Source organism: Methanofollis formosanus (assembly GCF_019633745.1).
Lineage (GTDB): Archaea > Halobacteriota > Methanomicrobia > Methanomicrobiales > Methanofollaceae > Methanofollis > Methanofollis formosanus.
In genome coordinates, this window is sequence record NZ_CP037968.1 from 2,493,712 (window position 1) to 2,516,405 (window position 22,694).

14 protein-coding genes are annotated in these 22,694 nt (G+C 64.0%); 10 read left to right on the forward strand and 4 right to left on the reverse strand.

What is annotated here, in order from left to right:
• Nucleotides 1-52 precede the first annotated feature (52 nt).
• The 9 genes from E2N92_RS11465 (at nt 53) to E2N92_RS11505 (ending at nt 14,965) form a co-directional block, all read left to right on the forward strand.
• Complete coding sequence (locus E2N92_RS11465) at nt 53-1,375, forward strand: cobyrinic acid a,c-diamide synthase CobB (RefSeq protein WP_220681288.1); 1,323 nt, start codon at nt 53-55, stop codon at nt 1,373-1,375.
• Between the two features lies 1 nt (nt 1,376).
• On the forward strand, nt 1,377-2,333 hold the full coding sequence (locus E2N92_RS11470) for a nucleoside recognition protein (RefSeq protein WP_246589206.1): 957 nt from the start codon (nt 1,377-1,379) through the stop codon (nt 2,331-2,333).
• A 135-nt stretch (nt 2,334-2,468) separates the two neighbouring features.
• Complete coding sequence (locus tag E2N92_RS11475) at nt 2,469-3,005, forward strand: antitoxin VapB family protein (protein WP_220681289.1); 537 nt, start codon at nt 2,469-2,471, stop codon at nt 3,003-3,005.
• A gap of 587 nt (nt 3,006-3,592) precedes the next feature.
• Nucleotides 3,593-5,368 (forward strand): DUF3344 domain-containing protein, encoded by a 1,776-nt coding sequence (locus E2N92_RS11480; protein ID WP_220681290.1) that lies wholly within the window; start codon nt 3,593-3,595, stop codon nt 5,366-5,368.
• Nucleotides 5,355-6,314 (forward strand): DUF3344 domain-containing protein, encoded by a 960-nt coding sequence (locus tag E2N92_RS11485; RefSeq protein ID WP_220681291.1) that lies wholly within the window; start codon nt 5,355-5,357, stop codon nt 6,312-6,314. The genes E2N92_RS11480 and E2N92_RS11485 overlap by 14 nt, the downstream gene beginning before the upstream one ends.
• Nucleotides 6,311-6,976, forward strand: coding sequence for an ABC transporter ATP-binding protein (locus E2N92_RS11490; protein WP_220681292.1), 666 nt, complete (start codon nt 6,311-6,313; stop codon nt 6,974-6,976). The genes E2N92_RS11485 and E2N92_RS11490 overlap by 4 nt, the downstream gene beginning before the upstream one ends.
• On the forward strand, nt 6,973-8,187 hold the full coding sequence (locus E2N92_RS11495; RefSeq protein WP_220681293.1) for an ABC transporter permease: 1,215 nt from the start codon (nt 6,973-6,975) through the stop codon (nt 8,185-8,187). The genes E2N92_RS11490 and E2N92_RS11495 overlap by 4 nt, the downstream gene beginning before the upstream one ends.
• Nucleotides 8,188-8,207: 20 nt before the next feature.
• On the forward strand, nt 8,208-11,864 hold the full coding sequence (locus E2N92_RS11500; protein ID WP_220681294.1) for a DUF3344 domain-containing protein: 3,657 nt from the start codon (nt 8,208-8,210) through the stop codon (nt 11,862-11,864).
• 374 nt (nt 11,865-12,238) lie between these two features.
• Entirely contained in the window at nt 12,239-14,965 is a 2,727-nt protein-coding gene (locus E2N92_RS11505) for a DUF3344 domain-containing protein (RefSeq protein ID WP_220681295.1), read from the forward strand.
• Between the two features lie 543 nt (nt 14,966-15,508).
• Here the strand turns inward: E2N92_RS11505 and gpmA are convergent.
• On the reverse strand, nt 15,509-16,258 hold the full coding sequence (gene gpmA, locus E2N92_RS11510; RefSeq protein WP_220681296.1) for a 2,3-diphosphoglycerate-dependent phosphoglycerate mutase: 750 nt from the start codon (nt 16,256-16,258) through the stop codon (nt 15,509-15,511).
• Nucleotides 16,259-16,356: 98 nt separating this feature from the next.
• On the opposite strand from gpmA, the gene hxlA reads away from it, so the two are divergent.
• Nucleotides 16,357-17,643, forward strand: coding sequence for a 3-hexulose-6-phosphate synthase (gene hxlA, locus E2N92_RS11515; RefSeq protein WP_220681297.1), 1,287 nt, complete (start codon nt 16,357-16,359; stop codon nt 17,641-17,643).
• 1,014 nt (nt 17,644-18,657) lie between these two features.
• On the opposite strand, the gene E2N92_RS11520 is transcribed toward hxlA, so the two are convergent.
• Genes E2N92_RS11520 through E2N92_RS11530 form a run of 3 tightly spaced genes read right to left on the reverse strand, consistent with a single transcriptional unit; the run spans nt 18,658 to nt 21,691 of the window.
• Nucleotides 18,658-19,092, reverse strand: a complete 435-nt coding sequence (locus tag E2N92_RS11520; RefSeq protein ID WP_220681298.1) for an ACT domain-containing protein — start codon at nt 19,090-19,092, stop codon at nt 18,658-18,660.
• Between the two features lie 2 nt (nt 19,093-19,094).
• Nucleotides 19,095-20,369, reverse strand: a complete 1,275-nt coding sequence (locus E2N92_RS11525; protein WP_246589207.1) for a phenylacetate--CoA ligase family protein — start codon at nt 20,367-20,369, stop codon at nt 19,095-19,097.
• 29 nt (nt 20,370-20,398) lie between these two features.
• Nucleotides 20,399-21,691, reverse strand: coding sequence for a phenylacetate--CoA ligase family protein (locus tag E2N92_RS11530; RefSeq protein ID WP_220681300.1), 1,293 nt, complete (start codon nt 21,689-21,691; stop codon nt 20,399-20,401).
• Nucleotides 21,692-22,694 lie beyond the last annotated feature (1,003 nt).

Sequence of the window (22,694 nt, forward strand, 5' to 3'; positions counted from 1 at the left end):
TCATCGACACGGGCCATATCTTCATTTCGTTTCCTCCCAAAGACTTTCCAGTATGATCCCGGCAATCGTCATCGCGGGCACCCACTCGGGCTGCGGCAAGACCACCCTCGCCTCTGGCATCATGGCGGCCCTGCAGGCGAGAGGCCTGGAGGTCCAGCCCTTCAAGGTCGGCCCCGACTTCATCGACCCCTCGCACCACACCGCCATCTGCGGCCGTCCCTCGCGCAACCTCGACCCCTTCATGATGGGGGAGAACGGGGTGGTCAGGACCTTTCTGGCGGCCTCGGCCGGTGCCGACATCGCCGTCATCGAGGGCGTGATGGGCATGTACGACGGACTCGAAGGCGGCGACCTCGGCTCCACCGCCCATGTCGCCCGCATCCTGGGCGCCCCGGTGGTGCTGGTCGCCGATGTCGGCGGGATGTCCAGGAGCGCCCATGCCCTGGTCCGCGGCTACGCAGGCTACGACCCCGCGGTGCGCTTCGCCGGGGTGATCTTCAACCGCGTCGGGAGCCCGCGGCACCGGCAGATGATCGAGGAAGAGCTCTCGGTCCCGGCCCTCGGGTGGGTACCGACCGAGAAGGGGAAGGCCGTATCCAGCCGGCACCTCGGGCTGGCGATGGCCGGCGAGGCGAGCATGGCCACCTTCGGCGAGGTCTGCGAGGCGCACTGCGACCTCGACGCCCTCATCGCCGCGGCGTCCTCAGGCCAGGCGGCGATGCCGATCCCGGCCGATGCCGACGCACCCTCCCACGTCCGCCTCGGGGTGGCACGCGACGCCGCCTTCTGCTTCTACTACCAGGACAACCTCGACCTCCTCCGCCGGAGCGGGGCCGACCTGGTCTTTTTCTCTCCGATCACCGACCCCCTCCCCGAGGTCGATGGGCTCTACCTCGGCGGGGGTTACCCCGAACTCCATGCCGCGGCACTCGCGGCCTCCCCCTGCACCGCTCAGATCCGCGCGGCCGCAGAGGACGGGATGCTGGTCTATGCCGAGTGCGGCGGGCTGATCTATCTCTGTGAGGGCCTGGAGGCCGATGGGCGGGAGTACCGGATGGCGGGCGTCCTCCCGGCGAGGGCGCAGATGCACGGGCGTTTCCAGGCCCTCGGCTATGTGGAGGCCGAGGCCACCGGCGCCTCGCCCCTCCTCCCGGCGGGCGCGGGCTTCCGCGGGCACGAGTTCCATTACTCCTCGGTCGACCCGGCGGCGGACGCACGCTTCGCCCTCGCGCTCAGGCGCGGGAAGGGGATCGCCGACGGGCAGGACGGCCTCTGCGAGCATATGGTCATGGCGGGCTACAGCCACGCCTACCTCAACGAGACCTTTGCCTCGGCATTTGTCGGGGCCATGGAGCGGCGGCAGCGGAGCGGGTGAGATGCCGGAGGTCGTCCTCTCGTTCGGTATGGTCGTAACCTACCTCTTCAGGGCGACGGTCCTCATCACCATCGGCGTCCTCATCGCAAGCATCATCATCGAGACCGGGATCTTCTCCCGTCTCGGCTTTCTCTCGCGGCCGATCTCGCGGGTCTCTGCACTCTCAGAACCCTGCTCTTTTGTCCTCCTCACGATGGTCGCGAATGCCACCGCTGGCAAGTCGATGCTCGCCCAATTCTTCAGGGAGGGGAAGGTGCGCAAAGAGGAGGTGGTCCCGACCCTCCTGATGGGCACTTTCCCGACGGTCCTCGGAGAGTCGCTCTTCAGGGTCCACCTCCCGACGGCGGTGGTCCTCCTCGGCCCGGTCGTCGGCGTGACCTATACGCTGCTCAATCTCCTCTCCACCCTCATCCAGGTCGCCGGCGCGATGATCTATATGCGGCTCTTTGTGGGCCGGGGGGACGGGGGCACGCCGGCACCGCCTCCAGAAGCGGTCCCGCTCAGACTCGACCGGGCGACGATCAGGGAGGGCGTCGCGAAGGCCCTCCCCTCGCTGCGCCGCATCGTCCCGGTCGCCGTCGTCGCCACCCTGGTCTTTTTTGCCCTCTATGCCGTCGGTGCGGTTACGGCGGTCGCGGCGATCTTCGGGCCGGTCCTCGGGCTGGTCGGGGTGCCTGGCGAGAGCATCGCGGCGATCGTCGCTCATGCCGCGCATTTTTCCGCGGGCTATGCGGTCGTCGGTTCGCTTCTTGCAGAAGGGACGCTCGATATCGAAGAGGCGCTCGTCACCCTGGTCATCGGTTCGATGGCGGTGATCACCCTCATCTATCTCAAGTACTCCGCGCCGCTGTACCTCTCCCTCTTCGGGCAGGAAGGGGTGAAGGTCACCCTCAAGACCTATGGGGCGAGCATGACGGCCAAGGTCGTCACGATCCTCATCATACTTCTGGTCTTTTAATTGCTGCATGGGTGGCACGTCTGAAATATTTGGTAACTTTAGTTCACACGAATCACAACATATTTAATATTTGTAGACAATGACTCTGTATGCATCACCGGAAAGCAGGGCCGGTGGTGCGCGGGGGAGAATCGTATGACTGGAGCAACGATGGAGCACTTCATCCCGGGGAAGGTGGCCGGGACGCGGACGGTCAGGGTGCGCGACCGTGAGTATGAACGGTTGCGTGCCCTGGGCACCGTGCGCGAGTCGTTCAGTGACGTCATCGAGCGTCTGCTCGATTTCTATGAGGCCTACAACGGCGGCGTCCACTCGAACGACCCGGAGGGGTTTGAGGGAGCAGACCTCCCCGAGAACCCGGTCTATCGTCGGGTCGCCCTTGACCACTTTACCGGAACCCTGGCCCTGGGTGAGGATGTTTCTTTCACCATCGGCTTCGACCCGCTCGCAAGTCCGCTCGGACGGCGCGGGAAAGGTCTGGTAGCCTTTTACAAAGATGGCAGGAGATTTTGTCTGTTCAGGGTTGGAAAGGAGCATCTCTGGCTCTATTTCCCGACTGATCGGAGGGACACCGAACTTGAAGGTTGGGAACTTGTCCAGAACGTGTTCCTTGACAACTTTCTGGAAGACGGGGGGATGCACCTTATCAGGCGTCAGTACCAGACGATGTGATAGGTAGGCACGTCCATCAGGAGGGACGGGTATGCAAGCCCCCTCGCCTCATTTTTGTCTTCGGGAAAATTGAAGAAAGACCTCTTTTGATAACTCTGTAGAATCGGGCATGAACCCTGGGTTCAAGCATACGCGATGAAAATGTATCGTTGTTCAATCGCTTTTTTTCAAGACCAAAGAACCGGTGGGGATCGTGTTCCATCGCCGCCCCCACCTATCTTCTGTCCGTGGGGGGTCCGGGGGGTGCAACCCCCCGGCGCGAGATTCCGGGACAGATTCTGCGATGAGGGCGGCACGCCTGATCATCACACCTTCCTCCATCCTCCCGCCGGGGGCTCTGCCTCCGGACTCCCGTGGCGATAGAGCCGGGAAGACATAATTGATGAACCGAAAGGAGGTATTGTCATCTCCACCTATCCTGATGCGGGTAGATCAGGGAGCGGCCAACTCCCCGCACAAAACCCACTTCGGATAATTGCCCCAGAGCCCGTGCGTTCAGTTGACGATTCAGATTCTTCTTTTGTCTCTCTTGATTCTGTTAGATGAAGAATCATTTAGATATGATTTGGAATTACAATCTACTGTCTATGTATTACGCACGGCATCACCAGATCGTACTCTGTATCCTTCTCTCGCTCATTCTGATCGGACCTTCGTCGGCCCTCTACGATTTTGAGGGGGTTCCCTTCGACGTAACGGCGCAGGGGGAGGTGCAGGGGGATGTCCGCACCTTCGGGACCTACGGCCTTGCCATCCCGCCGGTCGAATGCTCCTTCTCCCTCAACCATACCCCGCGATATGCCCGCGCCTACTGCGGGGTCTGGGGCGGCAATGAGCGGTACACCGGGTGGGTGGAGATGACGGTGAACGACCACCCGCCGGTCCGCGTCTCCCTCGGGGGTGTCGACGACGCCGGCGACGCCGCCCTCATCTCGGGCCACGGGGTCGCCTGGGAGGGGTGGGATCTCACCGGTCTGCTCAGGCCCGGCGAGAACACCGTGACCGTCACGACCAGTCGGGGCGAGACCGGGAACCGGCTGGACGGCCGCGTCTATGCCCTGCAGGTCGTCGCCGTCGAGGAAGATCCCGCCCGGCCCCTCACCCGCTACTGGATCGCGGAGGGCAACGAGAACCTCCATGGGGAGGGATGGGCCGGCGACCTCCAGACCAGAAAAGACGAGACCTCTATCTCGTTCGGCGGGGTGAAGGAGCAGGTCGCCGGGGCGCGCCTCACCCTCCTCCTCCTTGCCACCCAGAAGGGGCAGCCCGACTACGCCACCTTCAACGGCCATGACCTGGGGAGCGTGGCCGGGGGCGAGTACCTCCCTGGCGCTCGCGACATCGGTGACGAGCGTTCCTTCAATGCAGACGGCGGCGAGGGGACGCGCTCCAGGTACGTCGACGCCGAGACCTTCGACGTGACCGACCTGGCGGGCGAGACCAACACCCTCACCATTGCGCGGGGCAGAGACCTCGACGGCGACGGTTCGATCTCGTCCACCGGGGCGACGCCCGAGGGCGAGGACTATCTCCACCCGGTCCTGGCCGTCCTCGCGGTACAGCCGGCCGCCACCTCCCCGGCCCCTGACCTCTCTCTCGGCGACCTCGCGGTCTCGGGGGCGTACACCGGGAGGACCGCCGACCTCCAGGCCGTCCTCAGGAATGCCGGGTCGCTGCCCGGGGCCCCGGTGACGGTGCGGTGGACAGTGGACGGTGCGGTGATCGCGGAAGAGACAGTCGTCCCGGCGGCACGCGGCGTCCAGACGGTGCACGCCACCTGGGACGCCGTCGAGGGCCGGCACGAGATCGCTGCCGTCGTTTCGGCGGCGGGCGACCGCGGCACCGGCGACAACGGTGTCGCCCGGAGCGTGACGGTTGGGGCGCTCCCCGACCTGGCGGTCGATATCGACGAACCGTACCGGGCGGACGGCGCTGGCCCGGCCCCGACCTCCTCTCCTCTCCCCTTCCCACTCGCGGCCTGGGCGCTCGGGGTCGCCGCGCTTGCGGCGGGCAGGAAGTCGAGAGGGACATGTCTCCTCGTGCTCCTCCTCGTCGCCGCGGTGACGGTGGTGCCTGCCGGCGCCGCCGGAGCGTATGAGCAGTATGAAGTGCCGGTCGAGGTGAAGAATCTCGGCGGGAGCGACGCCGCGCCCTTCCAGGTCACGGTCTACCTGGACGGCGAGAAGGTCGCCGCGCTCTCTCTGGAGGCCGGGCTTGCGGCCGGCGGCACCGAACACCTGAAGGTCCCGCTCTCCACCACGCCCGGCGACCATACCCTCAGGGTCGTCGCCGACGAGAACGGGGTGATCGAGGAGAGCGACACGAACAACAACGCGGCGGAGGGCCGGTATGCGTTCCCATAACCTGGCGCTGGTCCTCTTCCTGCTCTCCGTGGTCGTCGTCCCGGCCTCGGCCACCTATGCCGCCGACCACCCCCTGACCCCGGTGTATGCCGAGACCGTCCACGGCGGGTACCTCTACACCCTGGGCAACAGCACCTATTCGGGCACCCTCGAACCCGGCGCCACCTATACGGTCGCGTACGAGGGCCTGCTCCCCGAGGGTGCGGAGGTTGGGTTTGCCCGCCTGTACCTGTACTGGGCATGGAGTAAAGACGGGCAGGCCGCGGTCTATCCGGCGGTGGACGTCGCGGCCGACGGCACCTCCCTCGAGCGGGTCGCCCGTTACACCGACTCCAAGGGTTTTGTCTCAAAGAACGACTTTTTCTCAGGCGTCGACGTCTACGCCCTCCCCGACCTCGCCCCTGGCCGCCCGCTCACGGTGACCGGGACGAACTCTGCCGAAGGAAACGCCACCTTTGTCGTGCAGGGTGCGGCGGTGCTGCTGGTCTACGAAGATCCCGCCGCCCCCGAGAAGATGCTCTGGGTGCAGGAGGGCGCCGACCTCCTGTACAGCAACTACGGCATCACCCCCGAGATGGCCACGGCGCAGACGACCTTCGACGGCGAGATCGATATGGGCAGGGTGAAGTCGGCCACCCTCTTCCTGGCGGCCCCCTCCGCGGGGTACACCACCGCCGACCTCCCCGAGAAGAACCGCATCGCCATGAACCGCGGCGGCGAGAGCGGTCTGCCGTCCTTTATCCAGTCCATCATCGACCTCGTCTTCCCCTCGGCCAACGGCAAGACCTGGATCGACGCCTTCGATGCCGACGAAGAACGGCAGGTGGGCACCGACCGGCGGGACGTCACCCCCTGGCTCCGTTCGTCAGGGAACACCGTCGAGGTGCAGGACCGTGGAGACTACCTCCAGTTCACCAACGCCGTCCTGGAGGTGGAGATGCGATGACCGCGGCGATCGAGGTGACAGGCCTGGGCAAACGCTACTCCCCTGCCGTCGAGGCCCTGCGGGACGTGGACCTCCGGGTCGAGAGCGGTGAGTTCGTCGCACTTCTCGGGAAGAGCGGGAGCGGCAAGAGCACCCTCTTGAACATCCTCGGCGGCCTGGACCATCCCGATAGGGGGAACGTCAGGGTCGCCGGAGTAGGGGTCGACTATACCGACCGCACCGCCCTGGTCGCCCTCCGCCGGCAGACCGTCGGTTTTGTCTTCCAGGACTTCTCGCTCATCCCGACGATGACGGCCCTGGAAAATGTGGCCTACCCGCTTCTCTTCAACTATCAGGATCGAAAGACGCGGGAGGCGCGGGCCGCCGCCCTCCTCGAGCGCGTCGGCCTGGCGCACCGGCGCGGCCACTACCCGCACCAGATGAGCGGCGGCGAGCAGCAGCGGGTGGCGGTGGCGCGGGCACTGGTCGGCCGCCCCGCCATCATCCTCGCCGACGAACCGACCGGAAACCTCGACACCGCCACCAGTGCGGAGATCATCGCCCTCCTCAGAGAGATCAACCGGGAGGACGGGACCACGCTCCTCGTCGTCACCCATGACCCGGACGTCGGGGCCGAGGCCGACCGCGTCGTCGTGATGCAGGACGGGCAGGTGGTCGCATGAAAGTCCTCGACTTTTTCCTCCTTGCCGCCAGGCAGGTCTCGCGCAAACGGATGCGGGCGTGCCTGACCATCATCGGGATCGCCGTCGGGATCGCTGCGGTCATCGGCACGGTCTCGCTCGGCGAGGGGATCAGGGCCCAGGCGGTCAGTGCGATCGAGGCGCAGTCAGACCTCACCCTCCTTGAGGTGACGGCCGGCCAGCAGGGAGGGGTCGTCCAGTTCGTGACGCCCTCCAGGGCACAGGCCGTCGCCGGCATCCCCGGTGTCGTCGCCACCGCCCCGATACTGAGGGACGCCTTCGCCTCTGAACGGCAGACCTATCTCGCGGTCATGGGGGTCGACGCCGCACCCTTCGACGCGGTGGTCTCCCCCTCCTATGCCCAGGGCCGGGCCCCGCAGCCCGGCACCAACGAGGTCGTGCTCGGCGCCGACCTCGCCGAGAGCCTGCGCCGGTACGAGGGCGTGCGGGTCGGCGATCCCATGACCGTGCTGGTGCGCGAGTACGCCGATACCGGGTCGCCCGAGGACCGGCGGGTCACGCTTCTCCCGGTCGGCGTCCTCGCTGAAAGAGGCGACGCCCTGGACACCACCCTCGTCTGCGACCTCTCGTATCTGGAAGGAGTGCGGGACCGGTCAGGCACCTACGACGGCGTCCTGGTCAGGACCGCCACCAGCGCCGATGTCTTCCCGGTGGTGGCGGAGGTGAAGGCGCTGGGCCTCGGGGTCGAGGGGTCCTTTGAGGAGATCGATGCGGTGAACCGTCTGATGGACCTGGTGATCCTCGTCCTCGCGTTCTTTGCCGCCGTCTCCCTGGTGGTCGGGGCGCTGATGATCATGACCACGATGGTCACCTCGGTCTATGAACGCCGGCACGAGATCGGGATCGCCATGGCGGTCGGGGCCTCGCCGCGCGAGGTGCTGGCCCTGGTCCTCATGGAATGTGCAACAATCGGACTGGTCGGCGGGATCGTCGGCGACGTGCTCGGTCTAGCGTTCGCCGGGGTGATCGAGACGGTCGGCAAACCCCTGCTCGTCGCCGCCCTCGGCGAGGGCTTTGCCGGGCTTGCGGGCTCACAGATCACCCTGGTCACGCCGCCGCTCCTCCTCCTTGGGGTCGGGGCGGCGGTGGCGCTCTCGGTGCTCTCGGGACTGTACCCCGGCCTGCTTGCGGCCAGACAGGACCCGGTCGAGGCGATCAGGTCGAGGAGGTAGATGAGATGATGAGAGATAAAATGAGAAAAGAAGAACGATTCGGAGTGCTGCTCTGCCTCCTTGCCCTCCTCCTGCTCCCGGCGGCGGCGTCGGCCGACTCCTATGTCGGCGGGATCCCACTCTCGACCGAGGAGCAAGGGACGGTCTCCGGCGGGGTGTATATCGACGCCTATCCCGGATTTGCAACCTCGGCCGAGAAGACCTTCACCCTCCCCGCCGGGGCCGAGGTGAAGTGGGCCCGGCTCTATGTCGCGGTCTACTGCGGCAACCAGCAGGAGAACTATGCCGGCAAGGTGACCGTCTCCGCGGACGGGGGCGGCGGGGTCGAGACTTATGCCGATGACCTGAATGTCGAGTACTCCTTCCCCGGCGAGGGGGGTACCGGCCCGGTCCAGGTCAACGACCACTGCACCAGGGTGACGAGCGACTACCTGGCATGGTACGACGTAGCGTCCTGCATCCGGGGCGACGACCTGAAGGTGAAAGTCTCGACCGAGAAGACCGACGCGAAGTTCGACGGTCGGATCAAGTGCGTCGCCCTTGTCGCCGCCTATGACGACGGCGACGGCGACACGGTGCACTACTGGATCAACCAGGGGCATGACACCGACTCGTACATGGCCGACGAGAACGGGAAACCGTATGTCGGGGAGACCGAGTTCGGGACCGGGGCGCTGGAGGCCGAAGGGGACGAGGCCGCGCTCTCGGTGCTGTACCTCGCCTCTGAGAACGGGATCTATCGGTTCGGCGGGGAGACGCTGGACGGCGAATCTCGTCCGCGTGATTATTTCGGGTCAGAGCGCTGGGACGTCGTCGACCTCCTCCAACCGGGCAGAGACGCCGCCCTCACCTATGACCGGAAGGACTCGGAGACCTTCTACAAGATCTTCCTCTCGGCCCTGACGGTGCGGTACGCCGAGCGCGATGCCGGGTCCATCGCGGTGAACTCGGTACCCGCCGGCGCAGTCGTCTATATCGACGACGAGGAGCAGGAGGAGGAGACCAACACCACGGTCTCCGGCCTGGAGATCGGCACCCATACTGTCCGGGTGAAGATGGAAGGCTACCCGGCCCCTGAGGAGCGGGAGGTCGAGGTCGAGAAGGGCACGACAGCGACGGTGACGTTCGTTCTGGAGCGGCCGTCGGGTTCGATCAGCGTTTCATCCGAACCCACCGGTGCGGCGGTCTATCTCGACGGCAAGGAGACCGGGGCCACGACTGACACTCTCCTCGAGAACGTACCGGTCGGAGAGCACACCCTCATCCTCAGGCTTGACGGCTATGACGACCACACCGAAGAGGTGGAGGTCGCCGAGGGCGAGACGGCCGAGGTCGCGGCCATTCTTACTGCATCCTCATCAGGCGGCGGCGGAGGCTCTGACGGCGGCGACGACGAGGCAGATGAGGAAGGCACCGGGTACGCCGGCGGCGCGTTCAAAGTGATCGCCCGCGGTGCGGTCGCCGGCAATCTCACTCTGACCACCGCCGGGATGTACACCGGTCTGCTCGCTCCCGGCGACAGCACGACCTTCACCGTCCCCCTCGACCCGCCGGCGGACGCCCGTCTCACCTGGGGCCGCCTGTACCTCTTCACCACCTGGGGACACGACGAGGAGCAGCGCGCCGGCCAGCAGGCAGAGGCCGCGGTGACCGTGGGCGGGACATTGGTCCCGATAGACCGGCGGTACAGCGACCGGAAGGGCGAAGGGGCCTATGACTATCCGGTCGAGACCCTGGCGTACAATGTCACGCCCCATCTTGGCTCCGGCGACCACGACCTCGCGGTCGCGGTCACCAACACCGGCAAGGAGGGGGCGACCTTTGCCCTGTACGGGTGTGCCCTCCTGACCCTCTCCGAAGAACCCGGGGCGCCGGTGCGGGAGTACTGGGTGGCGGAAGGGGCGGACGCCCTTCGCGCCGACGAAGGTGCCGGGATCACGTCTGAGGAGGCCTCCACCACGGTCAGGTTCACCGGCATCCCCTCGCCAGAGACGGTCTCCGCCGCCAGAATGACGGTGGCGAGTACGGCGGCGACCGGGGTCGAGGGGGAGGAACATGTGGTCGTCTTCAATGGGGCCGAATGGGAGAACCCTCTCCAGGGCGGTTCGTCGGCGGTCAGCACCGCCACCTTTGACGTCAGGCCCTATCTCGAAGAGGGCGAATCGTCGGTTGCGATCCGGAGCGTCGACACCGGGAAGAAGGGGGACTATATGGAGAACCGCGTCGTGGCCCTGGTCCTGACGCGGGGCGCCTCCTCGTCGGCGGCGACACCGGCGCCCGGAGCGACGTCGTCATCGTCGGTCGGGACCGCCCCCGATCAGGGTGGCCTGCAGACCTCCGCGGACGCCGGCGGTGATGCGGCCGGAGCAGAGGGAGAAAATCCGATCTTCTCCTGGTTCGCCTCGTTGTGGTCGGCGTTCCTGGGCCTGTTCGGGATCCAGACCGACGACCCGGCCCATGCCCCTGAGGTCAGGGCCGCGGAGGACGAAGAGGCGCCGGTTCCGGCCGCGGGGGTGACCGAGCCGGCCCCGTCGGAGGCCGTGCTTGCCCTCACCTCCACGCCCTCGTACGCCCTCATCTCGCTGGACGGTGCGTACCTCGGCAGGACCACCCCGTACACCCTTGGCCCCCTCACGCCGGGCCGCCACACGCTCAGGCTCGAACACGAGGGATGCCCGGCCTTCGAGTCGGTCTTCGACCTCGCCGGCGAGCAGACGCTTGCCGTCGATCTCGAGGCCGGGACGCCGGTCCTCACCGGGGGACTGGCCGAGACCGAGCGTGACGGCACCGGGTGCATCCTGGTGGAGTCGAAGCCTGACGGCGTGGAGATCGTCTTTGACGGCCGGACTTTGCCGGTGAAGACGCCCTACCTGATCTGCGGGGTGAAGCCCGGCCTCCACACCGTGAAGGTGAAGGGGAAGCGCGGCCAGTTCGGGGTCGACAAAATGAAGTGTTCAGTTGAACCCGGGGTGGTGACCGCCCTCCTCTTCACCACCGAGAAACCGGTCCTCCACACCCTGAACGTCAGGTCGGAACACTTTGACGGGGCCGAGGTCTCGGTCGACGGCCGGCGGTGCAACGCAAAAATCCCGGGGAGGGTGGAGGTTCCGGGGTCCAGTCCCTATCTCTCTCTCCGCAGCGACCAGGGCTCCTTCACCTTCCAGGCCCCCGGATGTCTTGACGACGGCGCCGACTTCTGGATCGAACCCCCGGAACAACCGGGTGCCGGGGTGATGGTGGAGTCTGACCCCGCCGGGGCCGACATCCTGGTGGACGGGTTTGTGACCGGTTATGCAACACCCTATCTTGTCGCCAACCTCTCGAGCGGTTCGCACCTGATCGGGGTCTCACGGTCGGGTTACCTCCCCCAGGAAAAGAGGATCCCGCTCATCGACCGGCGGAACACCCCCGCGGATGCTGCGGTCTCGTTCCACCTTGAAGAGTATCCCTGCGGCGCACTTGAGGTCGCCACACCGGAGGACGGAGCGCGGATCTATCTGCATGGGAAGGACACCGGTGAGAAGACCCCGTACACCTTCGAACACCTGAAGATCGGCACCTATGAGGTGAAGGTGAAGGACGGAGACACCACCCAGGAGCAGGAGGTGACGGTCCTGCCGGGCAGGACCGTACTCTGCTCGTTCGTGGACGGAGCGGGAGAGGTGCCCCCGGCTTAATCGTTCTTTTTTTGGCCCTGTAGAATCGGGCATGAACCCTGGGCTCAAGCATACGGGATGAAAATTTTCTGAGTTGCGCTACGGTGTGTGGGCGGGACCCCAATCCTCGCGACAGAACCTTTGGAAGATCTGGTTTCATCGCCGCCCCCCGGTTATCCTCGTCGTGGGGGTCCGGGGGCGGCAAGCCCCCCCGTCGAAGAGAACCATCAAGATGATTCTACAAAGCCCTTTTTTGAGACGTATCTTTTTGTGCGTTGCATTTCGTAGATAAATTTATACATCCAGTAACAAAAATCGTGAATGATAGCACTTTTGTTCTGACCCAGTGCTGAAAATGAACATGAGATGATGAAATGAACCGAGATGGCAGATGTATGCGAATCCCTCTTCTTTTCCTCTCAGTCTGGCTTTGTCTGGCCCTTGTCCTGGTGCCGGCAGCGAGTGCGGAGGAGGAGATGGAGGTCACCACCGAAGAGTCCCTGCAGCCAGACCTTGAAGTCTCGTTTGTGGCCCCGAACATGGGGAAAGGGAATGAGTTCTTCGCCCACGGACCAAACACCGTCACCGCGACGATCCTGAACAACGGCACCGCGGCCGCGCCCGCCTTCACGGTGCGTTTCGAGATCAACGGTGCCGAAGAGACGGTGAACGTTCAGGGCCTTGGTGCAGGAAACGAGACCAGGCTCACGGTCACCGATCCTGTGCTCAGGAACTATGACGACGAGGTGACGGTGACGGTCACCGCCGATCCTGAGGGCGCGATCGACCCCGCCGCCCAGGACGACAATCTCTTCACCATTATGAAGAAGGTGGTGCACAACGGGTACAGGGGCAAGCGGTACACCGACGGGGACGACCTCGATACCATGACAAAAAAGACCTTCAACGGCGGTCTGGCGTACTCCTTCGGCGACTCGGCGTATAAGAGCGGGAAAGGCGGTTGGACGGAGTACACCGCCAACTGGACCGTCGCCGATCTTGCTCTCCCTGAGAACGCGACCGTGGACTCCGCCTACCTTGGCGTGGCCTATACCTGGGACGTTGAGCGGGTGGTCCCCGACGCCGTCTCCCTGGCCTTCAACGGTGCCGATGCCGGCGCTCCCGTCCACTTCAGCGACCAGAAGATGTACGGCTCCTATGACCACCCTGCCGGGATGGTCGTCTATGACGTGAAAGATCACTTCGACCGGACCGGCAATGCCGCCGTGCTCACCAGGCCCGCCGAGAGTCAGGCCAGCTTCAACGGCATGGTGCTCATCGTCGTCTATGACGATCCCGGCGCAGGCATGAAGCAGGTCGTCATCAATGCGGGCTACGACATCATCTCAGGCAAGGAAAAGTACTCCTCGACGCCCGAGCAGGCGACGGCGTATGCTCCCTTCGTATTCACCTCCCCTGAAGGCGCCACGGTGGGCGCCGTCCGTCTGATCACCCTCGCCCCGGGCGCTGCGTCGGAGGGCACGCTCCTCTTCGGTGACGGCACCTGGACCGACGTCTGGGACTATGCCGGGAGTTCGTATATCGGGCTCGACGACCGGTTCGTTACCGGGCATCTCAATGAAAGCCCGGTTGCTCAGTTCAGGAGCGGAGAGAACGATTACTTCGATGCGGCCGCCGCCATCCTTGTCCTCGACTACGGCACGCCCGACCTCGAAGTCGCTGCCGTCAAACCGAATGCCGGCCAGATCTTCGCGAACGAACCGAACACCATCACCGCGACGGTGAAGAACAACGGCACCGCCGACCTCGGTACCTTCGTCGTCAGGTTTGACATCAACGGCGAGGTGCAGGACGTCACCGTCCCCTTCCTTGCGGCAGGCGAGACGCTTGACCTGAGCGTCACCGACGAGACCATCCGCGCCCTCGACAACGAGGTGACCGTGAAGGTGAGCGTGGACGCTACCGGCGAGGTCGACGAGACCGACGAGACGGACAACATGCTCACGATCGAGAAGACCGTCGTGTACAACGGTTACAAAGGGAAGCGGTACACCGACGGCGACGACCTCACGACCATGGGAGAGGTGACGGTCACCGGCGACCTTCTGTACTCGACCGGCGACTCGGTGTATAAGAAGGGGAAAGGTGGCGGAACCGAGTATACGGCCAACTGGACCGCCGCCGACCTTCCTCTCCCTGAAGGTACGAGCGTGGACTCCGCCTTCCTCGGCGTGGCCTATACCTGGGACGTCGAGCGGGTGATCCCTGAGAATGTCTCCCTGACCTTCAACGGTGAGAAGGTCGAGTCCACAGCATACTTCAGCGACCAGAAGATGCACGGCTCCTATGACCACCCCGCCGGGATAGTCATCTATGACGTGAGCGATCACTTTAACCGGACTGGCAATGCCGCCGTGCTCACCAAGGTCTACGAGAGTCAGACCTGTTTCAACGGCATGGTGCTCATCGTCGTCTACGCGGACTCGTCTGCCGGTGAGAAACAGATCCTCTTCAACGCGGGCTACGACATCCTCTCCGCGAGGGAGAAGTATGCAACAACGCCTGAAGAGGCAACAGCCTATGCACCCTTCGACGTTGCCCTGCCCACAGGTTCCAGGCTGGACGCGGCCCGCCTGATCACCGTCGTCCCGGGCGCCGAGGCGGAAGGCACGCTCCTCTTCGGTGACGGTACCTGGACCGACGCCTGGAACTATGCCGGGAGTTCGCACATTGGGATTGCTGAGCATGACGTGACCGAATACCTCGACAGGAACCCGGTTGCTCTTTTCAGGAGTGAAGAGGATGATTACTTCGATGCGGCCGCCGCCATTCTGGTGATCTCCCGGGACCGGTCAGCGTCGTATTCGGACGGCTCAGACGATGATGACTGGGGTACCCCTTCAGCAGCCCCGGTAAACAAGAAGGGCGATGAAAAGATCATCGAGACCGAAGCAGGTTCTGGAGATGCCGGGGACGACGACGGCACCGAACCGGGCGAGACCGAACCCGCTCCCACCACCACCCAGACGGTCGGGACGACCCCTGCGACGCCGACAACGACCCCCGCCTCGACCACGGCGCCGACGACCCAGGCCACCCCGCTCCCCGCGTTGTTGCCCGTTGCGGCTCTTGGCTTCCTCATCTTCGTGAAGAGACGCTGAGGATGTTGTCCGGAGGAATGTTCCTCCTCTTTTTTTGAACGGTGTGGAAAAGAGCGATTGACTGTTTTTCTGGGGGGGGAAGGTCACGCCGGAGCAGCGACCGGGAACACCACTCAATCGCCCTCCGCCTATCTTCGCCACTCCATGAAAATTGTTCCGAGCAGTTTTTGGGTCCAGAGCCCTTCGCCGCCCCACCCCTATCTTCGTCGTGGGGGTCCGGGGGGTGCAACCCCCCGACGCGAGATGGCAGGAACGATCCTGGAATGAGGGCGGCAGGCCCCCCGTCGAAGAGAATCATCAAGATGATTATACAAAGAGGTCATCCCAAAACTTTTCGACCTTGATATGTGACGAGAAGACGTTTCAGAAGTACGGCTTCGTTCAAGAGATTGCTGCCGCCCCTTGGCTATCTTCGTCGTGGGGGGTCCGGGGGATCTCCCCCCGGCGGGAGAGAGCAAGGAAACACGCTTTCTTCTCTCGGTGGGCGGCACGGCTGATCAGTCCAGATACTTTTGGGATATGCTCAAAGCAAAAAAAAAAAGATTATTTCTTCGCCGCGCCCTGCTTCTTCACGCCATCGATCGCCGCCTTCACCGTCGCCTCGTCGGCAAGGTAGTAGTGGCGGATGGGCGTGAGGTCGTCGTTGAGTTCGTAGATGAGCGGGATGCCGGTGGGAATGTTGACCTGGGCGATCTCGTCGTCCGAGACCCCATCCAGGTGCTTGACCAGGGCGCGGAGGCTGTTGCCGTGGGCGGCGATGAGCACCCGCGTCCCGGCCTTCAGTTCAGGGACGATCTCCTCTTCCCAGAGCGGCAGGAACCGCTTCACCGTGTCGGCCAGGCACTCGGTCGCCGGGAGTTCGTCGGCAGGGACGTCGGCATACCGACGGTCGTGTCCGGGGAAGCGCGGGTCGTCGGCCTCCAGGGGCGGCGGGGGGGTAGTGTAACTCCGGCGCCAGACAAAGACCTGCTCGTCGCCGTACTTTTCTGCGGTCTCCGCCTTGTTCAGTCCCTGGAGCGCCCCGTAGTGCCGCTCGTTCAGCCGCCAGGAACGGCGGACCGGGATCCACATCAGGTCCATCTCGTCGAGCGTGATCCAGAGCGTGCGGATGGCCCGCTTCAGGACCGAGGTGTGGGCGAGGTCGAAGGTGAACCCGGCATCTTTGAGGGCCTTCCCGGCCTCATGGGCCTCGGCGACTCCTTTCTCGGAAAGGTCGACGTCGGTCCACCCGGTGAACTTATTCTCCTTGTTCCAGAGGCTCTCGCCATGGCGTAAGAGGACGAGTTTGATCATGATATCTCCTTGTCTAGAATCGTTCGCCCGGATATCTCTTATGCCTGACGCCCCCTGCCTGAGCAACTCTTAACAGGTATCCGGCCCAATCTCCTCCCATGACACGCCCAAAGCTCCAGGTGGCGCTCGATATCCTCGAGTTCCACCGTGCGGCCCAGATCGCCCGCGAGGCGGTCGCCGGCGGTGCCGACTGGATCGAGGTGGGGACGCCGCTCATCAAGAGCGAAGGGATGGCGGCGGTGCGTGAACTCCGTGAGGCCTTCCCTGACCATGAGATCGTGGCCGACATGAAGATCGCCGACACCGGGACAGTGGAAGTGGAGATGGCGGCCAAGGCCGGGGCAAGCATCGTCTGTGTCCTGGCCGACGCCGACGACACCGTCATCGCCGAGTCGGTGCGGGCGGCCCGTCTCTATGGGGTGCGGATCATGGCCGACCTGATCAATGTGGCCGACCCAGTGAGACGGGCACAGGAACTTGAGGCCCTCGGGGTGGACATCGTCAACGCCCATGTCGGGATCGACCAGCAGATGATCGGGAAGAGTTCGGTCGACCTCCTCCGCTCCATCGTCGGTGAGGTCTCCATCCCGCTCGCGGTCGCCGGCGGCCTCGACGCCTCGACCGCCGCCCAGGCCGTGGCGGCCGGGGCCGATATCGTCATCGTCGGCGGATGGATCGTCAAGGCGCGGGACGTCGAGGGCTCGGCCCGGACGATCAGGGCGGCGCTCGACGACCCCACTCTGGTGCAACCCGAGAAGAAGAGCCTGGACGAGGAGATCAGGGCGCTCCTGATGACGGTCTCGGCACCCAACGTCACCGATGCGATGCACCGGAAAGGAGCGATGAACGGTCTCGTCCCGCTCACCGGCGGGGTGAAGGCCGTCGGCCCTGCGGTGACGGTCCAGACCTTCGGCGGGGACTGGGCCAAACCGGTGGAGGCGATCGATCTCTGCCGCCCCGGCGACGTCCTCGTCATCAACAACGACGGCAGGACAGAGATCGCCCCCTGGGGGGAACTCGCCACCCACTCGGCGAAGAACCAGGGCATCAGCGGGGTGGTCATCGACGGTGCCGTGCGGGACGTCGACGACATCAGGGCGATGCAGTATCCCCTTTTTGCCCGCGCCTGCGTCCCGAACGCCGGCGAAGCGAAGGGTTTCGGCGAGATCAATGCCGAGATCGCCTGCTGTGGCCAGCAGGTCCGGCCCGGCGACTGGATCATCGCCGATGAGAGCGGCGTCGTCGTCATCCCGAAGGAACGGACCTACGAGATCGCCCGCCGTGCCCTCGAGGTGAAGAAGATGGAGGACCGCGTGCGCGAGGAGATCGAGCGCGGGAGCACCCTGGCGCAGGTGCAGGAACTGTATAAGTGGGAGAAGCGGTAGGCGGAAGAGAGAGAGGACGGTGAGGTGCGGGTCGGGGGAGCAGGCGATCTCGTGGATAGAATATTTTTCATGATGGTGCCGTCCCCCGCCCTATCTTCTCGCGAGAAGGCAGAACAGATTCATTGATCCGGAACGGCACATTGATCATCATCACCCCCATCCCCGCGTCGGGGACGCTGTCCCCGATCGCCGGCATGAAGATAGGGGTGGGAAGGGCGTGTCAGAAAAAACCGATCACTTCTTTCAGAGCAGAACAGCGAGAGGCACACCGTTCCATCGCCGCCCGCTGGCTATCCTCTCGCGAGACAGCAGAAAAGATTCGGTGATGGGGGGACGGCACATTGATCCCCACACCCGTCCCGCCGTCCCGAACCCAAAGATAGAAGCGGGACGGGAAATCGCTGATCATTTTTTAGGGAGATCACGCGTGGTGCCGTCCCCCGCCCTATCTTCTCGCGAGACGGTAGAACAGATTTATTGATCAGGGACGGCACATTGATCCCCACACCTGCCTCTCCGTCCCGACCCCTATGATTGATCCAGAACGGAAGAGTGCTGCTCTCCCCTCAGCGGGATCACGCGCTCCTTACCGTCCCCTGCCCTATCTTCTCGCGAGACGGCAGAACAGATTCAGTGATCAGGGACGGCACATTGATCACTCTATCCTCCTCCTCATCCCGACCCAGAAGATAGATCCCGGACGAGAAGGGGTCGATCACTTTTCAGTGGGATCACGCTCCAGGCCGCCCCCAATCGCAGACTCTTCCCCGCCATCTCGCGCCGGGGGGTTTCACCCCCCTGACCCCCCACGGACAGAAGATAGGGAGGGGCGGCAACGAAGGGGTGATCCCGGGGGCATACCGCTCAGAAGGCAGAGCAAGGGTCCATGCACACACCGGAGAGCCACAGGGATTTTCATCCCGTATGCTTGAGGCGTGCTTTCCCCTCATGAAAAATACCACAAACCCTCCCGAAGAGGACTTCACCAGAACCGAAAAAAGAAGAGATGAAAATTCACTGAAACAGCGACACATCCAGGAGCGCCCCACCGGCGGCGAGGATCTTCTCGACCCCCTCCTCCACCTGGTCGACCCGCAGGATGAGCACCGCCCCGTCCTTGCCCGAGTAAGCATACGAATACTCGATATTGATCCCGGCCTCACCCAGGATCCTGGCGATCTCGAAGAGGCCGCCCGGTTCGTCGCGCATCGCCACGGCGATCACGTCGGTGAAGGAGACCATGAACCCGAGGTCGGTGAGGGTCTTGTGGGCGAGGTCGGGTTTGTTCACGAGCGCCCGCACGACGCCGAACCCGTTTGCCTCCGCGATGGAGAAGGCCAGGATGTTCACGCCCGCCTCTTCGAGGGCGTGGGCGATGGCCGCCAGGCGGCCCGGCTTGTTCTCCGAAAAGATCGAGACCTGCTTGATGAGATACTTCTTCTCTGCCATAATCAGTACACTCTCCGGTCAATCACTCTCTGTGCCTTCCCTTCAAAGCGCGGGAGGGCGCCCGGCGCCATCAGTTCGACCTGCGCGGCGACATTGAGGGAACTCTTGAGGGTGTGGGCCACCTTTGCCTTCATCTGCATCAGGTCGGTGATCTTGTCTGAGAAGGCCTCCGGGCTCATCTCCACCCGCACGAGCATCGAGTCAAGGGCACCCTTCCGGTCCACCACGATCTGGAAGGCGCTCCCGACCACCTCGGGGATCTCCATAAGGGTGTGCTCGACCTGCGATGGGAAGACATTGATCCCGCGCACGATGAGCATATCGTCGACCCGCCCCTGGATGCGCATGATCCGCGGAGCGGTCCGGCCACAGGCACAGGGTTCGTCGTCCAGGACGGTCACGTCCCCGACGCGGTACCGGATCATCGGGAGGGCCTCCTTTTTCAGGACCGTCATCACCAGTTCGCCCTTCTCGCCTGCCGGGAGCGACTCGCCGGTCTCGGGATCAATGATCTCAGGGTATGCGAGGTCGCCCCATATATGGATCCCGTTCTGCTCGGTACACTCGGTGAACATCGGCCCGGAGAGTTCTGAGGTGCCGTAGATATCGTACACCCTGATCCCGAGGGAGTCCTGGAGCATCGTCCGCATCGCCTCGGACCAGGGCTCCGCGCCCAGCACCCCGATCCGCAGGTCGGTGTCGTCCTTGATCGAGACGCCCATCCTCTCGGCCGTCTCGCCGATATGCACCAGATACGACGGCGTGCAGGCGATGGCCGTCACATGAAGGTCCTGCATCAACTCGATCTGCCGCTCGGTGTTGCCGGTGCTCGACGGGAGGACCGTCGCCCCGATCCGCTCGGCCCCATAATGCATCCCCAGGCCGCCGGTGAAGAGCCCGTAGCCGTAACTCACCTGCATCACGTCGCCGCGCCCCAGGCCGCACGCCGTCAGCGAACGTGCCAGGGACGCCGTCCAGTTCTCCAGGTCGTTTGCCGTGTAGCCGACGACGGTGGGCTTGCCGGTCGTCCCCGAGGAGACGTGATACCGTACGAGTTCGTCCTGCGTGGCGGTGAAGAGGTGGTCGGGATAGTTGTCGCGCAGGTCGTGCTTGTACATGAACGGGAGCCTGGTGACGTCGTCGAGCGTCCTGATATCGTCAGGATGTACGTTCGCCTCCCGCATCCGTGCATGGTAGAAATCGCTGAAACTGTACAGCCGGTAGACCAGCGTCTTGAGAAGGCGGTACTGGAGCCGCTTCAACTCCTCGACCGGCATCTCCTCTGTCCTGGGATCCCACATCCTTCTTACCAGATCTCTCCCCTCCTGTCCACAACATGACGGGCCTTCCCCTCGAAGCGCGGGAGGGAACCCGGCTCAACGAGTCTCACCGTTGTCCTGAGGTTGAGGCTCTCCTTGATCGCCCCGGCCACCTTCCGCTGGAGGCCGGCAAGGTCGGCGAGTTCGCCGCTGAAACTTTCGCGGTTCATCTCCACCTCGATCGTCATCTCGTCAAGATGATTGATCCTGTCCACATATACCATGAACTGATCGCCGACCTCCGGGATGGAGAAGAGGGTGTGCTCGATCTGCGAGGGGAAGACGTTGATCCCCCTGATGACCAGCATGTCGTCGGCCCGCCCGGAGATCCGCGCGAGGCGCTTGCCCCGTCTGCACGGGCAGGCGTCCGGGATGATCCTGGTGATGTCGCCGGTCCGGTACCGCACGAGGGGCATCGCCTCTTTGACGAGCGGGGTGATGACGAGTTCGCCCTTCTCGCCATCGGGCAGACGTTCGCCGGTCTCGGGGTCGATGATCTCGGCGAAGTAGAAGTCGTGCCAGAGGTGGAGGCCGTCGTGCTCCGGGCACTCGAAGGCGGCGCCGGGGCCGTACATCTCGCTCATGCCGTACGAGTCGAAGGCCTCGACCCCGAGCCTGGTCTCGAGTTCTTTTCTCAGGTTCTCAGACCAGGGCTCGGCGCCGAAGATCCCGATCCGCAGGGAGTCCAGGGACGCGCCCATCTCCTCGGCCACCTCGGCGAGGTGCATCCCATAACTCGGGGTGCAGTGGATCGCCGTGACGCCGAAGTCGTCGATCATCTCGATCTGCCGCCTGGTGTTGCCGGTGGCGCTCGGGATCACCGTGGCCCCGATCTTCTCCCCTCCGTAGTGGAAGCCGAGGCCGCCGGTGAAGAGGCCGTAGTTCACAGCGTTCTGGAAGACGTCCTCGTCGGTGAGGCCGATCATGGTGAGGTTGCGGGCGATGAGCTCTGACCAGTTGTCCAGGTCCTGCCTGGTATACCCGACGACCGTCGGTTTCCCGGTCGTCCCGGAGGTGGTGTGGATCCGCACCACCTGTTTCATGGGGACGGCGATGTTGCCGAAGGGGTAGCCGTCCCTGAGTTCTTTCTTGGTGGTGAACGGGATCTTTTCGATGTCGTCGAGGTGCTGAATGTCGGCAGGGGTGACGCCGGCATCCCTGAACTTCTTCTGATAGAACTCGACATTCTGGACGTGGTTCACCGTCCACTTCAGCCTGGAGAGCTGCAGCGCTTCGAGGTCGGTCTGGGAGATCGTCTCCATTTCTTTGTTCCAGAACATGTGTACCCTATCCTCTGCCAGGCGGCCGCTCCGCCCTGAGATGGTATGAAAAATGTTGGTCGTCGGGCCCCAATAACCTTGCCATGGCGTGACGTGGCATGCCGCCTCGGGGTGCGGGTGTCGGGTCGTCACCCGGTATGCTCTTCAATCGCTCCGGTGGTTGCACGGTCGTAGGAATTGCCGGAAGTGATCGTAAAAACGCGTGATGCCGTCCCTGCCTATCCTCACGCGAGACGGCAGAACAGATCGTGCGAGGGGTGGCGGCCTGTTCTGATCATCACGCTTTCATGTTGTCATGACCCCGAAGATTGACCCCGGACGGGAGAGGGCCGATCTTTTTTCAGAGGAGCACACCACCCATCGCCGCCCCCCCGCCTATCTTCATGCGAGACGACAGAAAAGATTCTACGATGTGGGCGGCACGTCTGATCGTCGAATCTTTCCCCGTTGTCATGACCCTGGCAGGGAGAGCACCGATCGATTCTCAGCAGGAACATGCGTGATGCCGCCTCCGCCCCATCCTCGCGCGAGACGACAGGGAAAATTCGATGATCAGGGACGGCACATTCTGATCATCACGCTGTCCTGTTGTCATGACCCCGAAGATAGAACCAGTAAAGAGGAGGGCCGATCTTTTTTGGAGGGATCACGCGCCGTGCCGTTCCCCGCCCTATCTTTTCGCGAAATGGCGGAACAGATCCGAAGATGAGGGGGACGGCACGTTCTGATCATCGTACCTTTCCTGTCGGCATGACTCCGAAGATAGAACCTGGCCCAGAAAGGGGCGATCCCTTTCCAGCGGGATCACGCGCTCCGTCCCGTCCCCTGCCCTATCTTCACGCGAGATTGCGGGAAAGATCGATGATGAGGGGGACGGCATGTGGTGATCATCACACTTTCCCGTTGTCATGACCCCGAAGATTGACCTCGAACGGGAGAGAGCCGATCATTATTCCGCAGAGGAGCACGCCGCTCCGTGCCGTCCCCCACCCTATCCTCTCGC

Coding starts and splice junctions, on each gene's coding strand:
- E2N92_RS11525 (WP_246589207.1), bottom strand. CDS start 20,369: ATGCCGGTCGAGGAGTTGAAGCGGCTCCAGTACCGCCTTCTCAAGACG.
- E2N92_RS11485 (WP_220681291.1), top strand. CDS start 5,355: ATGCGTTCCCATAACCTGGCGCTGGTCCTCTTCCTGCTCTCCGTGGTC.
- E2N92_RS11505 (WP_220681295.1), top strand. CDS start 12,239: ATGCGAATCCCTCTTCTTTTCCTCTCAGTCTGGCTTTGTCTGGCCCTT.
- E2N92_RS11530 (WP_220681300.1), bottom strand. CDS start 21,691: ATGTTCTGGAACAAAGAAATGGAGACGATCTCCCAGACCGACCTCGAA.
- E2N92_RS11495 (WP_220681293.1), top strand. CDS start 6,973: ATGAAAGTCCTCGACTTTTTCCTCCTTGCCGCCAGGCAGGTCTCGCGC.
- gpmA (WP_220681296.1), bottom strand. CDS start 16,258: ATGATCAAACTCGTCCTCTTACGCCATGGCGAGAGCCTCTGGAACAAG.
- E2N92_RS11470 (WP_246589206.1), top strand. CDS start 1,377: ATGCCGGAGGTCGTCCTCTCGTTCGGTATGGTCGTAACCTACCTCTTC.
- E2N92_RS11475 (WP_220681289.1), top strand. CDS start 2,469: ATGACTGGAGCAACGATGGAGCACTTCATCCCGGGGAAGGTGGCCGGG.
- hxlA (WP_220681297.1), top strand. CDS start 16,357: ATGACACGCCCAAAGCTCCAGGTGGCGCTCGATATCCTCGAGTTCCAC.
- E2N92_RS11480 (WP_220681290.1), top strand. CDS start 3,593: ATGTATTACGCACGGCATCACCAGATCGTACTCTGTATCCTTCTCTCG.
- E2N92_RS11465 (WP_220681288.1), top strand. CDS start 53: ATGATCCCGGCAATCGTCATCGCGGGCACCCACTCGGGCTGCGGCAAG.
- E2N92_RS11500 (WP_220681294.1), top strand. CDS start 8,208: ATGAGAAAAGAAGAACGATTCGGAGTGCTGCTCTGCCTCCTTGCCCTC.
- E2N92_RS11520 (WP_220681298.1), bottom strand. CDS start 19,092: ATGGCAGAGAAGAAGTATCTCATCAAGCAGGTCTCGATCTTTTCGGAG.
- E2N92_RS11490 (WP_220681292.1), top strand. CDS start 6,311: ATGACCGCGGCGATCGAGGTGACAGGCCTGGGCAAACGCTACTCCCCT.